The organism is Pseudomonas sp. GW821-FHT09H03 (assembly GCF_059415945.1).
This window is the reverse complement of the sequence record NZ_JBWKOF010000014.1, coordinates 1-14,163: the sequence shown is the minus strand read 5'-3', so window position 1 is coordinate 14,163 and position 14,163 is coordinate 1. Positions and strand designations below refer to the sequence as shown.

Annotated in this window: 7 protein-coding genes; 5 read left to right on the top strand and 2 right to left on the bottom strand. The window is 60.6% G+C overall.

What is annotated here, in order from left to right:
- The first annotated feature begins 69 nt into the window (after positions 1 to 69).
- The 3 genes from aauS to AC07OG_RS19725 are packed head-to-tail and all read left to right on the top strand — an operon-like array spanning position 70 to position 3,647.
- Positions 70 to 1,971: a two-component sensor histidine kinase AauS gene (gene aauS, locus AC07OG_RS19735; protein ID WP_495067857.1), complete on the top strand. Its 1,902-nt coding sequence runs from the start codon at positions 70 to 72 to the stop codon at positions 1,969 to 1,971.
- Complete coding sequence (aauR, locus tag AC07OG_RS19730) at positions 1,968 to 3,296, top strand: two-component response regulator AauR (RefSeq protein WP_495067856.1); 1,329 nt, start codon at positions 1,968 to 1,970, stop codon at positions 3,294 to 3,296. The genes aauS and aauR overlap by 4 nt, the downstream gene beginning before the upstream one ends.
- A 21-nt stretch (positions 3,297 to 3,317) precedes the next feature.
- Entirely contained in the window at positions 3,318 to 3,647 is a 330-nt protein-coding gene (locus tag AC07OG_RS19725) for a GlpM family protein (RefSeq protein ID WP_162237398.1), read from the top strand.
- Between the two features lie 242 nt (positions 3,648 to 3,889).
- On the opposite strand, the gene AC07OG_RS19720 is transcribed toward AC07OG_RS19725, so the two are convergent.
- Positions 3,890 to 4,921, bottom strand: a complete 1,032-nt coding sequence (locus AC07OG_RS19720; protein WP_495067855.1) for an alpha/beta fold hydrolase — start codon at positions 4,919 to 4,921, stop codon at positions 3,890 to 3,892.
- Between the two features lie 228 nt (positions 4,922 to 5,149).
- On the opposite strand from AC07OG_RS19720, the gene AC07OG_RS19715 reads away from it, so the two are divergent.
- Entirely contained in the window at positions 5,150 to 10,720 is a 5,571-nt protein-coding gene (locus AC07OG_RS19715) for a dermonecrotic toxin domain-containing protein (protein ID WP_495067854.1), read from the top strand.
- 36 nt (positions 10,721 to 10,756) lie between these two features.
- Here the strand turns inward: AC07OG_RS19715 and metE are convergent, their stop codons facing one another.
- The gene (gene metE / locus AC07OG_RS19710; protein WP_495067924.1) at positions 10,757 to 13,069 is read right to left on the bottom strand and encodes a 5-methyltetrahydropteroyltriglutamate--homocysteine S-methyltransferase; all 2,313 of its coding nucleotides are present in this window, start codon (positions 13,067 to 13,069) and stop codon (positions 10,757 to 10,759) included.
- 120 nt (positions 13,070 to 13,189) lie between these two features.
- Between metE and metR the strand changes: the two genes are divergently transcribed.
- Positions 13,190 to 14,107 carry a transcriptional regulator MetR gene (gene metR / locus AC07OG_RS19705; RefSeq protein ID WP_060541855.1) on the top strand — a complete coding sequence of 306 codons (918 nt, stop codon included), beginning with the start codon at positions 13,190 to 13,192 and terminating at the stop codon, positions 14,105 to 14,107.
- Positions 14,108 to 14,163: the final 56 nt, after the last annotated feature.

The window sequence follows — 14,163 nt, the reverse complement described above, 5'->3', positions numbered from 1 at the left end:
GCCACAAAGTTCACCCCACACCAGTGGTTATTCACGATCAAGTGTTGTGGTTGACCCAAGGCATCTGTGATGAAATGCGACCCCAATCTCTATCGCGCACCGCCGCCATCACTCGCCGTGAAACCCCGTCTGATCCGTCATTTGTTCCTGCCGCCGTTGATCATCGCCCTGATGATCGGACTCGGCTTCATCGGCTTCTGGCTCAGTGAGCACTATGGCATTCGCCACCTCGGCGAGAACGGCCAGCGTCAGCTGGAGCTGCACGCCCGCGCCGTCGAGAGCGAGATCAGCAAGTACACCTACCTGCCCAGCCTGCTGGAACTCGAATCCAGCGTTTCGCAGCTGCTGGCCGACCCGACCCCGGAACACCGGCAAACGGTCAATGATTACCTCGAAGGCCTGAACCGGCGCAGCCGCAGTCGGGCCATCTACGTGATGGACACCACCGGCCGCGTCATGGCCACCAGCAACTGGCGCGACTTCGACAGTTACCTGGGTGAAGACCTGTCCTTCCGCGCCTATTTCCAGAACGCCGTGCGCGGCCAGCCGGGACGCTTCTATGGCATCGGCAGCACCAACGGCGAGCCCGGTTACTATCTGGCCCACGGCCTGGAAGAACACGGCAAGATCATCGGCGTCGCGGTGGTCAAGGTCCGCCTGGAAGCCATGGAAGAACGCTGGCAAAGGGCGCGCCTGGAAGCCTTCGTCAGTGACGAGAACGGCATCATCATTCTGTCCAGCGATCCGGCGCGACGGCTCAAATCGGTGCTGCCGCTCAGCGACGAAACCAAGGAGAAACTGGCCCGCAGCCTGCAGTACTACTGGTTCCCGCTCAATGAACTGCAACCGCTGGCCCGGGAAACCCTGTCGGAAGGCGTGGAAAAACTCACCTTTCCGGCCAACAGTGAACTGAAGTCAGACGACGAGAACATCAGCTATCTGTCGCAAAGCCGACCGCTGAGCGATACACCGTGGAACTTCACCCTGCTCACCCCGTTGCAGGATTTGCGTCGCGAAGCGATCAACCAGGGGATTCTGGTAGCGGTGGCATTTGCCCTGGTCGCCTTTCTGCTGATTGCCTGGAACGAACGGCGCAAGGTGATCGCTACCCGCCTCGCCGCCCGGGAAGCCCTGCAGGAAGCCAACAATCAACTGGAGCGTCGGATTACCGAACGGACCGTCGACCTGCGCGCCAGCAATGAACGGCTCAAGGGTCAGATCCGTGAACGCCGGCATGCCGAAGAGACCTTGCGCCGCGCCCAGGATGAACTGGTGCAGGCCGGAAAACTCGCGGCGATTGGCCAGATGTCGACCAGCATCGCCCATGAATTGAACCAGCCGCTGGCGGCGCTGCGCACCCTGTCCGGCAATACCGTACGTTTCCTCGAGCGCGGCCAGCTTGACGTGGCCAGCACCAACCTCAAGACCATCAACGAGTTGATCGACCGCATGGGCCGGATTACCGCCAGCTTGCGCTCTTTTGCCCGTCGCGGTGATGACAAAGGCCAGGCCTGCCTCGGCAAAGCCGCGGACGCCGCCTTGCAGTTGCTCGGCAGCCGCGTGGAAAACACACCATTGCGCCTGCATCGAGACTTCGAAGACGTACAACTGCAAATCGACCAGACCCGCCTGGAGCAGATTCTGGTCAACCTGATCGGCAACGCCCTCGACGCCATGCAGGCGCAGCCACTGCCACAGCTGTGGCTGGAAGGTGAGCGGGTCGACGACAAGTATCGGCTGCGCGTACGTGACAACGGCCACGGCATCGACGCCGAAACGCGCAAGCACCTGTTCGAACCGTTTTTCACCACCAAACCCGGCGAACAGGGCCTGGGCCTTGGCCTGACGCTTTCTGCCAGCCTGGCCGCCGCCACCGGCGGGCAACTGGGTGTCGAACATCCGGCCAGCGGTGGTACCGCATTCGTCCTCAGTTTACCGTTGGTAAGCCCCACTCCCGCCGAGCCAATATGAACAACGACCTTAGTGTGTTGATCGTCGAAGACGACCCCCATGTACTGCTTGGCTGCCAGCAGGCGCTGACCCTCGAAGACATCCCCTGCATTGGCGTGGGCAGCGCCGAAGAAGCCCTGGAGCGGGTCGGCGACAACTTTGCCGGCATTGTCATCAGCGACATACGCCTGCCGGGCATCGATGGCCTGGAACTGCTGACCCGGCTCAAGGCGCGCGATCGCAGCCTGCCGGTGGTCCTGATCACTGGCCATGGCGACATCTCCATGGCGGTCGGCGCGATGCAAAAAGGCGCCTACGACTTCATGGAGAAACCGTTCTCCCCGGAACGTCTGGTGGATGTGGCCCGCCGCGCCCTGGAGCAGCGCAGCCTGGCGCGTGAAGTTTCGTCGTTGCGCCGGCAACTGGCCGAGCGCGACTCCCTCGAAGGTCGCATCATCGGCCGTTCGCCCGCCATGCAGAACCTGCGAGAACTGATCGCCAACGTCGCCGACACTTCGGCCAACGTGTTGATCGAAGGCGAGACCGGTACTGGTAAAGAGCTGGTCGCGCGCTGCCTGCACGACTTCAGTCGCCGCCACACCCGGCAGTTTGTCGCGCTGAACTGCGGGGGCCTGCCGGAGAACCTGTTCGAAAGCGAAATTTTCGGCCATGAAGCCAACGCCTTCACCGGCGCCGGCAAACGGCGAATCGGCAAGATCGAGCACGCCGACGGCGGTACGTTGTTCCTCGACGAAGTGGAAAGCATGCCGCTGGCGCTGCAAATCAAACTGCTGCGGGTCTTGCAGGAGCGCACCCTCGAACGCCTCGGCTCGAACCAGAGCGTGGCGGTGGACTGCCGGGTGATCGCCGCGACCAAGTCCGATCTGGACGAGTCGAGCAGGGCCGGCGAATTTCGCAGCGACCTGTACTACCGCCTCAACGTGGTAACCCTGGAACTGCCACCCTTGCGTGAACGTCGCGAGGACATCCTGCAGCTGTTCGAACACTTCCTGCAGCAATCATCCCTGCGTTTCGACCGCAGTGTGCCGGAGCTGGACAACCAGACCCTGTCCAGCCTGATGAGCCACGACTGGCCCGGCAACGTGCGCGAACTGCGCAACGTCGCCGAGCGCTTCGCCCTCGGCCTGCCGGCCTTCAAGAAGTCTGGGGCCAGCGGCAACAACCAGGGCCTGGCCTTCGCCGAAGCCGTGGAGGCTTTCGAGCGCAACCTGCTGGTGGACGCCTTGCAACGCAGCGGCGGCAACCTGACCCAGGCCAGCCAGGAACTGGGCATGGCCAAGACCACGTTGTTCGACAAAGTGAAAAAGTACGGCCTGAGCCATTAAAGCGAGACCTGTGTGGACCTGATTCTCAAAGCAATGCTGGGTGCCGCGGTGGTGGTGATCCTCGCCGCCCTGGCCAAGACCAGAAACTATTACATCGCCGGCCTGGTGCCACTGTTTCCGACCTTCGCCCTGATTGCCCACTACATCGTCGGCAAAGGCCGCTCGCTGGATGACCTCAAGACCACCATCGTGTTCGGCATGTGGTCGATCATTCCGTACTTCGTCTACCTGGCGACCTTGTACCTGATGGTGGACCGGATGCGCCTGGAGGCCTCGCTGGCGGTGGCCGCCGTGGCCTGGTTGATGGCAGCCACCGTGCTGGTCAGCGTCTGGGTGCGCCTGCACGCCTGAACATCCCCCTCGCCGTAATACTGTTCACTTAAGCTGGGTACACACTTTGTGGCGAGGGGGCTTGCCCCCGTTGGGTCGCGGAGCGGCCCCAAAACCGGCCACCGAGGTGTATCAGGTATAACGCGTGTTATGGTTTTACGACTGCTGCGCAGCCGAATGGGGCGGTGCGGCGATCCGACAAGCCCCCTCTCCACAAAGTGTGTACCCAGCTTAAGTGAACAGCATTACCCCCTTGCCGGGGTTTACAGGAGATTGTGTTCGACCACCGGGTCGATCTGCGCCCAATGCGACGTGTCTTCCCGGTGAGCGCGCAAATACGGCAACACTGCCGCCAACAACGGTGCCTTGAACTGTTCCTGGAAGCGATGGGCCAGACCCGGAATCAATTTCAACTCACTGCCACGCAAGTGCGCCGCCAGATGCACGCCGTGCATCACCGGCAGCAGCGGATCGGCCGTACCATGCACCACCAGCGCCGGCACCCGTAATTGGTTAAGCAACGCGACACGGCTCGGTTCGGCCAGAATGGCCATGATCTGGCGCTTCACGCCTTCGGGATTGAACGCCCGGTCATAGGAAGCGGCCGCCTGTTCCAGCAATGCCTGACGATCGTCACTGACCATCGGACTGCCCAGCGCTGCCAGCAGGTCGGCCTGTTGTTCCAGAGCCACTTGACGATTCGGGGCGCCGCGACGCGCCAGCAATTGCATAAGGGCCGCGCTCGGCGCCGGCAAGCCTTCGGCCCCGGATGTGGTCATGATCAACGTCAGGCTCTCGACCCGTTGCGGCGCCATGGCTGCCATATGCTGGGCGATCATCCCGCCCATGCTCGCGCCGAGCACGTGAAACCGTTCGACATGCAGGGCATCCATCAGGCCGAAGCCATCGTCCGCCATGTCGGTCAGGGTGTAGGGCGCCGACACCGGCAAGCCGAGTTTGTAGCGCAGCACTTCGAAGGTCAGGTTGGCGTCGGCGGGCGTTTGCCGCCAAGTGGACAGACCAACATCCCGGTTGTCGTAACGAATCACCCTAAAACCCTGCTGACACAGCGCGACCACCACCTCATCCGGCCAATGAATCAACTGCCCGCCCAGGCCCATGACCAACAACAGCGCCGGATCGGAATCACGCCCGATGCTCTGGTACGCCAGGCTCACCTGTGCCAGATCGACCCGTTCGGTTGGAACATTCACATCACATTGCGAGGCCGCCATGGATGGCAGGCTGAACAGCGCGGCCAGGAAAACGGCCGCCGATAGAAAGAAAGCACGCATGAAAAACACCGAAACGCAGAACCCCAGTAGAGCGCGAGTCTGATGATGTTTGTGCAAGCGCGCTGCCACAGTTGCGTGACAATTTGATGAAAATCGCCGAATGGTCGGTGCGCTAACTCTCATGTCGTGGTGCGGTAACTATGTAGTGCCCGTACCACACGGGACTTTCCTTAAATGGCTCGATCAAGGAGCGGATCCTCTGCTCCCCACATCGCGAGCCATATTGCCATGACCGATAGACTCCTCTTCGAACTGCCCTTGTCGCCACCTGCCGTCTTTACACCCTCCCCCCCGCTACCGCCCCTGATCGACGAAAGCCTGTTTCTGCAAGCGTCTGCACGCTGGCGCGAAACCAGCCAGGGCTTGCGCGAGCTGGTGACCAGCAGTCCGCGACTGCGCGACACGCTCAATCAACTGCTCAAACGGGAACTGAATCTGGATGGGCAACTGGCCGGTTTGCTCTTCCCCGCCACGGACGAGCAGCCAGAGCGTTTCGTCAGTTTGACCGATGCCTGCGCTTTCGTTGTGCAACACCCGACGCTGGAGGAAAACCTCGATCAGCAATGTCGAGTGACGGGCGTTGATCAGCCCCACCCCCTGTCAGCACTGACACCGCTGCAAATGCTCGCGCGACTCAAGAAGCTCAATCTGGAGCAGGCACTCGGCGAGCGCTGGCGAACCTTCTGGGCCTCGCGAGCCCCCGGCACCCCTGTGTCGCGACAACAACGCTCGATACAGCTTTATCGCGATCATTTCGAGGCCGCCGCCCAACTGGCATTCGCCCAGAAAACCCTTACGGCGCAGCAGCTCAAACCTTTGCTGACGCTCATCGATACGCCCCCCGCGGAGGCGGTCTCCAGCGACCCGCCCATCCGTACCGAAACACTGGCGCTGGTGTTAAGCAACCAAAGCCGAGTCAAACTTACAGGTGCCTGGGTCATCACCACGGGAGACCCGGCGAGCGCCAGCCCATTGCTGTATCTGCCCAGCCGGCCCTTCGCAATCCAGGTATTCAAGCAGCGCAGCGACATGCAAGACTGGCTGTCGCGGCAAGCACTCGTTCCCAGGGGCCTGCCCAGCGATAACATGCATTTTGAGTACACAGTACAAACCAAGCCATTTGTCGTGGGCTCAAGCGATCTGTACGCGGCTCACCTGGAGGCTCAGGTGACCGCGTTACGGCATGGCACACGCGGCAAGCCCGGGCTCGCGGAGCATGGAGGGCAAGCCCTGAGCCGGGCTGACCAGATTGATCGTCAGCACAGCAAAATAACGGTTTTCGCCTCACCGCCCAAGCTGGAAACCGGCGATGACGATACCCAGGTCGATGAGCCCGCGCTTTTCGGCAGCCTGTACGCCGATATCCCCCGGTCGATGCGCAAGGCTGCGTTGGACAAACAGCGTGAGGCACTGGAAACACTGGTTGAAGCGGTTGGCGAAGGTGAAGGCCTGCAACCTTTCAAGGATTCGCTCAAAGCGCTGGAAGATGCCGAACAAGCTGCCGACAAGGCCTGTACTGCATTACTCCATCGCTCGCGCACCCTGGATCTGGACAGGTTTCAGCAAGAATTCAGCGCCCTGCACACCGCTCACAAGGCCGGTTTACACGCCGAAGCAGCGCTGCAACTGGCGCTCAAGCAGTTGACTGACGATGAGTGCAGCCGGCTCAAAGCTGTACTCGATACCCCCGACGAACCCGGTCTGGACGCGGTAGCGGCCAGCCTCACGCTATCAACGAGCGAGCAACAGGATGACGGCGGCAGCCCCACCACCCAGGTGCTGAACGGCGCATTTGTCGTGACCGGCGCGGACGCGCTCATCGACGCAGACTCGCCACATAGCGTACTGCTCTATTGGCCTGGAGCCGGTGGTGGATTGCAACGGTTTGCCAACCGTCGCGAGCTGGAGCACCAGGTGTTCATGCTTCACGATCAGGACAGCAAACTGACCGTGCAGCTGAAAAAAATCAGCGGCGATGCGCTCCTGCATGGCCTTGACCAACTGACCAGCGACTTCGAAGAACAGGCCGGCAAAATACGTCAGCTCCATGCTGAACCGGCCGACGCCGCACAGCGTGCCGAACAACTGGAGATTTTGCGCCAAGGCGCCCTCGCCCGATTACAGGTTCCGGTGCACGCCGCCAGAAGCCTGGCCTTCACCCATCTGCTTGAGCAAGACCGCAGTGGCGCCCTCGCCGCCAACCTGCCGCAGTGGCTCAACCAGTTGCCTGAAGCGGACCGTAACGAACTCAAAGGCCTGATTCAGGCGTACATCCCGGCGATGCAACGCAGCCACGAACTGATGACCATTGCCCTGGAGCCCCGGGACGACTTCACCCGCAAACACCTGCACGCCCGCCTGCGCAAAGACTTTGCAGTCAAGGGCAGTTTCGACGTAAAGCTCGACTTGCCCGATTCGGTGAGACTGGAAAACCAATTCGTTGAAGCGCCCGGAGCACCCGGCACCCCGCAGAAACTCAAATCAGTGCCCAGCATATCGCGCAGCAAGATGTCTCTGGAGGATCTGGCCCAACACAACATCGACACCACGCCGTCGATGAACCTGGTGCAATTGGCGCTACGCCTGTCGTACATGCAGGTGCAGGTCACTGCCGATGATGAAACCGAAAGCAAGAACCTGACGACCGGGATCACTGTGCCCTGGCTGAAGAGGGTCCTGCCCGAACTCGACTTGGCCCAGGCCTACGAAAAGCAGATCCGCAAAACGTTCATGGGCGCGGCCGACGAATCCGTGTTCGTGAAGGAGCATCGGCGTGAATGCCTGATCGAGCCCTGGCGCCTGATGCTCAAGCTGCAAGGCGAATGCTCCCGCCTGCAGAAACAGATCAGCGTCGACGAATTGAAAGTGCTGAACATCGCCATCGACGCCAACAGCGCCGAGGCCTGGAACGCCGACGGTAAGCGTATCGTCATGCTCGCAGCCTTCCTGAGCGCAGGGGGCAAGGACACGCCCGGTGAAGGCTCCGCCACCTTGTCGGGTGTGACGTTCATTGAAGAACAGGTCAGTGGTACGACCCTGCTCTACCTGCCCGACAGTCCCGATGGCCAGTTCCTGCGTCGCTACGACAACCTGGAGGGGGCTCGCAAAGCCCTGTTCAACCTGTGCCTGCATCAGCGTTGGGTCAGTTATCTGGCCGGTCGCGCGTTGCAGGGTCAGGTTGCAGCCCATGAAAGGCGCATCAATCAGGCTGTGCTCACGCACTTCGATGCGATGATCGGGGTCGGCGCGCGCTGGCCGGCGACTACCTCGCTGGCCGCACACCTGCTCGATGGGCATATGGGCCGCCTGATCGAAGCCCATCGGGGCACGTCGCGCTCCAACTATGCGCTGTACATGGAGCGATATGCCCTCAAAGGCCCGCGTGCATTCAACTACATGAAAATGGCCATGGGCATGGTGCCTTTCGTTGGCGTGACCATAGCCCTCTACGATGCCTGGACCGCCGCGAACCAGGCGACCGCGGCCTTTATTCGCGGCGAGGTGGGTGACGGCCTGTCAGAGGTCGAATCGGTGCTGCTTTCATTGATTGACGCGGCCATGGATCTGCTCCCGGGTGAAGTGGCCAGCTCGGCGCTTTCCCGGACAGCGCGCTCCTTCACCCGCACTCGCCAGTTGAACAAGCTGGTCAGAAACGTCGCGGCAATGCAGCACATTTCCCTGCGACAAGCCCGGCATGTGCTGGCACGCTTCGCCGGTTACGAGTACGACAAACCGCTCTCGCTACTGGGGCTGCAACCGGCAACCCACGGTCTCTACCGCGGTATATACCGGCATGCCGATGGTGATTTCATCGAGCGCCAGGGCCGCATTTTTCAGGTTGAACTGAGCAAGGATTCGCGCAACTGGCGTCTGTTCGGCAATTCCCGAAAAACCTACAAGCAACCTGTTGCCCTGGATGAAACAGGTCATTGGGACACCTGGTTCGGCGTTTATGGGACGGCCTTCGAAGGCGGTGGGTTGGGAGGTGGCCAGGTGTACGGGCATTTGGCCGACGCATTAGATCCGATCTGGCCGCAAGCTGTTCGTCAACGGCTGCCACGCTGGTGGACCGACCAGAGGTTTCGCCGCCTTCAACAGTTGAACGAGACAGCCCAAGAGGTTACCGATGAATTTCGTGTCCAGACCGATTCCAGCGCTATCGCAATCAATAAATACCAAGCCACTACGATGGAGAGTCGCCCGGCGCTCAGGCCGACTGTCGACGCCTTATGCGACCTCGATATTGAATTGGCCATCCGACGGCACAGGGTGCTGGTGGAGCTGGAACCGCTGACACAGGGACGAAAAAAACGTGAGTTAATTGAAGCGATAAGCAAAGGTACCTGGATATTGGCTGATCGATACAGGCACCGTGCGTCTTATGCCTCGGACGGTAACGTAGACCTGTTTAAACGAATGACTGCCCTGAAAGAGGAGCTGGACAAATTACCCAGTACCGCCCTTGAACAGCGGGCGGCTGTGAACGACGGTCTGCGCAAACTGCAGGTGGAGTTCGTGGCTAACGTGGAGCAGATGCAAAAGTTCAAAGCCGAGGCCAACTATTGGTTTGATCGCATCAGCATCAAGTCGCACAAAGCCCTACTGAAGTCAATCATGGAAGAAATGAACCAAAACGCCACCGAAGCCAGATTGACGTTTCTGAAAACCATCTACCAGATGAAAATCGTCAGACGGGACGGCACAACCGATGATGCAGCATGGCAGTACCTCAAAGATCAGGTCGTTGCGCTACGTGACAATGTCGCCCGAGCCTTGTCGTTGCAGAACGGCCTCCCGGAAGTCATCGTCACACGGGAGCAGCGCAATCAGAGCCTTCAGGTCTGCGTTTCGCAGTACACAGAATTCCGACGCAAGATGAGGGTCTGGACAACCAGCTACCCGGAATACTTCCACATGGATGTCGTTGATCCGTTGCTGGCCGGCATCGATAAAATGACAGTCTTGGCACGTAAAGGCATCGATCAATCTGTCCCGGTGGCACCCAAAGGGGAAATAAGTAAAAAATTGTTCCCGACCGAGGACAACCAATGGCTGATTGGTGTTGAAAGTTGGGATCCGAAAAGCAAGAAGCGGCTATTCAAAGTCAACGACAATGAAGTCTGGGAGCAAACCAGTGGTGACAAATTTCGCCTGCTGCCTCCGTCGACACCCGGACCGGCAGCGGTTCAACCGAATCTCGCTGCACTGCTGGACGAAGCCCAAAAGCGCCTGGATTACCAGCCCAAATACCAGGCCAAGGTTGAGGGCTACGCCGAGCAGGATATGCTCCCGGTTGACCTGGAGCACATGTTGGTCAGCGAGGCGGACGAGCTCATTCGCCGTGCCGACCGTATTGAGGGTGTGGCCGCGCAGGAGCAAATCATAAGAGCGTTACGCGACAAGGCGGACGAGCTCAAAACCACCGGGCGCTCGCTGCGCACCCGGCAATCACTGACCACACGCAAACCCACCGACGGTATGTTGCTGGATCTGATCGAGCAGGATGCGGTGGAGATACGTAAAAAACTTCCGATCAGAAATCTCGGCAAGCGCCGCGACGGACACCCAGACTACATGCAGGAATATGAAGTCTGGGATATGACACTCACTGAACCAGAGTTGCTCTGGTACGTCCACTTTCACTACAAAAGCGATAATCCGCCGCAATTCAAGAGGTTCGAGAAGGCCCACTTGAAACTGCCGGAACACCGTTATCTGACACACGCAGACGATGCCAACCTGCCCTATGCGGATATCGGCAATCGATCTGCCGTCCTCCAGTACTTTGAAACGTTTTAACTGAAAGGGGGAGCGGCTGGCCCGCTCCCCTCAAGGTTACGCCAACTGACTGCGCAACTGCCGCGCCGCCGCCACCATGTTGACCAACGCCGCTTCCGTCTCCGGCCACGCCCGCGTCTTCAACCCGCAATCGGGGTTGACCCACAGACGCTCGGCCGCAATCCGCTGCGCCGCCTTGCTCATCAACTTGACCATTTCGGCCGTGTCCGGCACCCGTGGCGAGTGGATGTCGTAGACGCCCGGGCCGATGTCGCTGGGATAGTCGAAGGCTTCGAAGGCCTCCAGCAACTCCATATCCGAACGCGAGGTTTCGAGGCTGATCACGTCGGCATCCATGGCCGCGATGGACTCGATCACATCGTTGAATTCGCTGTAGCACATGTGGGTGTGGATCTGGGTTTCGTCGCGCACCCCCGAGGCGCTCAGGCGGAACGCCTCCACGGCCCAATCCAGATACTCCTGCCACTGTGCCCGGCGCAGCGGCAGGCCTTCGCGGAACGCTGCTTCGTCAATCTGCACGATCCTGATCCCGGCGCTTTCCAGGTCCTGCACTTCGTCACGCAGGGCCAGGGCCAGTTGCTGTGCCTGGACCTTGCGCGAGACATCTTCCCGAGGGAACGACCACATCAGCATGGTCACGGGACCGGTCAGCATGCCTTTCACGACTTTGTCCGTGAGGCCCTGTGCATAAGTAATCCAGTCGACCGTCATCGCTTTCGGGCGGCTCAGGTCGCCGTAGATGATCGCCGGTTTCACGCAGCGCGAACCGTAGCTCTGCACCCAGCCGAAACGGGTGAAGGCATAACCGTCGAGCTGCTCGGCGAAGTACTCGACCATGTCGTTGCGTTCAGCCTCGCCGTGCACCAGCACGTCCAGGCCCAGGCGCTCCTGGATTTGCACTGAGTGACGGATTTCGCAGCGCATGGCGTCGTTGTAATCGTTGGCCGACAGCTTGCCCTGCTTGAAGGCCTGGCGCGCCAGGCGGATCGAAGCGGTCTGCGGGAACGAGCCGATGGTGGTGGTCGGGAACACCGGCAGTTTCAGCTGCGCGCGTTGCTGTTCGATGCGTTTGGCGAACGGCGATTGGCGTTGGCTGTCGGTTGCCGCGATGCCGTGGATGCGAGCCTGAACGTCGGTTTTATGGATACGCGGTGACTGGGCGCGACTGGCGTGAATGGCACGGCTTTGTGCCAGGGCCGCTTGCACCTTGGGCGCTTGCGGATCGTTGAGCGCATCACGCAGCACAGCGATTTCGCCACACTTCTGCACTGCAAACGCCAGCCAGCTTTTCAGTTCCGGATCGAGTTTGTCTTCGCGCTCCAGATCCATCGGGCTGTGCAGCAACGAGCAGGAACTGCTGACCCACAGGTTGTCGCCGAAGCGCTCCTGGGCAAATTGCAGTTGCGCCAGCACGGGCTCCAGTTCGCAGCGCCAGACATTGCGACCGTTGACCAGGCCCACCGAGAGAATCTTGTAGGTCGGCAGGCGATCGAGCACTTGGCCGAGTTGGTCCGGCGCGCGCACCGCGTCAATGTGCAAGCCTTGCACCGGCAGGCCGACCGCCAGCCCGAGGTTGTCTTCCAGGCCGCTGAAATAAGTTGCCACGAGCTTTTTCAGCGGCGAGTACTGAAGAATGTGATAGGCCCGCTCGAAGGCGTTCTTCCAGGCCTGGGGCAGGTCGAGTGTCAGGATCGGTTCGTCGATCTGCACCCATTCCACGCCCTGCCCTGCAAGGCGAACCAGAATTTCGTTATAGACCGGCAGCAGGCGCTCGAGCAGGTCGAGCCGGTCGAAGTCGTTACCCTTGGCCTTGCCCAGCCACAGGTAAGTCAACGGACCGATGATGACGGGTTTGACGGTGTGACCAAGCGCCCGGGCTTCATCGACTTCTTCGAACAGTTGTTCCCAGCTCAGCTTGAACGCTTGCTCGGCCGTGAATTCCGGGACCAGGTAATGGTAGTTGGTGTCGAACCACTTGGTCAGTTCCTCGGCGTACGGCGCGTTGGCGTGCTCAGCGCCGCAGCAGGCTGTACTGGCGCCGCGGGCCATGGCAAACAGGGTATCGAGAGTCGGCAGGCCGTTGGCATCCTTGGTGTTGTCGAAGCGCTCCGGGATCACGCCGAAGGTCAGGGAGTGCGTCAGCACCTGGTCGTACCAGGCGAAGTCACCGACTGGCAGCAGATCGATACCGGCGTCTTTCTGCAATTGCCAGTGGGCGGCACGCAGTTGACGGCCGACGTCATTCAACGCTTGCTGGTCGATATCGCCCTTCCAGTAGGACTCAAGGGCTTTTTTCAATTCGCGGTCCGCGCCGATACGGGGGAAACCAAGGGTGTGGGCCAGTGCCATGGTGAGAATTCTCTTCATAAGATTCGGTAAAACATGGCGCTATTGTCGACAGGCAAGGCAACATGAGACAAACTCAACCTTTTCGTGTTGATCACAAGTTTTTCTCATGGAGCCAGACCGGTGCTTGAAATCCGTCACCTCAAGACCCTGCACGCCTTGCGCGAAGCCGACAGCCTGGTGGACGCGGCCGACCGCCTGCACCTGACCCAGTCGGCACTGTCTCACCAGTTCAAAGAGCTTGAGGAACGGCTGGGCATGCCGTTGTTCGTGCGCAAGACCAAACCGGTGCGCTTCACCAGCGCCGGCTTGCGCCTGCTGCAACTGGCCGACGCCACCCTGCCGCTGCTGCGCGCCGCCGAGCGCGATATCAGTCGTTTGGCCGGCGGCACCGCCGGGCGCCTGCACATGGCCATCGAATGCCACAGTTGCTTCCAGTGGCTGATGCCGACCATCGACCAGTTCCGCGACGCCTGGCCGGAAGTCGAACTGGACCTGGCCTCGGGTTTTTCCTTCGCGCCGCTACCGGCCCTGGCCCGTGGCGACCTGGACCTGGTGGTGACCTCCGATCCGGTGGATCTGGTCGGCATCACCTACGTGCCGCTGTTCACCTATGAAGCGATGCTCGCGGTGGCCAACCAGCACCGCCTGGCCGGCAAGGCCTATATCGTCCCGGAAGACCTGCTCGCGGAAACCCTGATCACTTATCCGGTAGAACGCGACCGGCTGGACATCTTCACCCGCTTCCTGGAACCGGCCGACATTGAACCGGCGCAGGTACGCACCTCGGAGCTGACGGTGATGATGATGCAACTGGTGGCCAGCGGACGCGGTGTCTGCGGCATGCCCCACTGGGCGCTGCATGAATACAGCTCACGGGGTTACGTGAAGGCCAAGCGGCTGGGCGAAAAAGGCTTGTTTGCCACGCTCTATGCGGCGATCCGCACCGATATGCTGGATGCACCGTACATGCGTGATTTTCTGCTGACGGCCAAGGACACGTCGTTTTCGACACTCGATGGTGTCAGCGCAGTCCGCTGAAACGCAATCAACCTGTGGGAGCGGGCTTGCTCGCGAAAGCGGTGTATCAGTCAAGC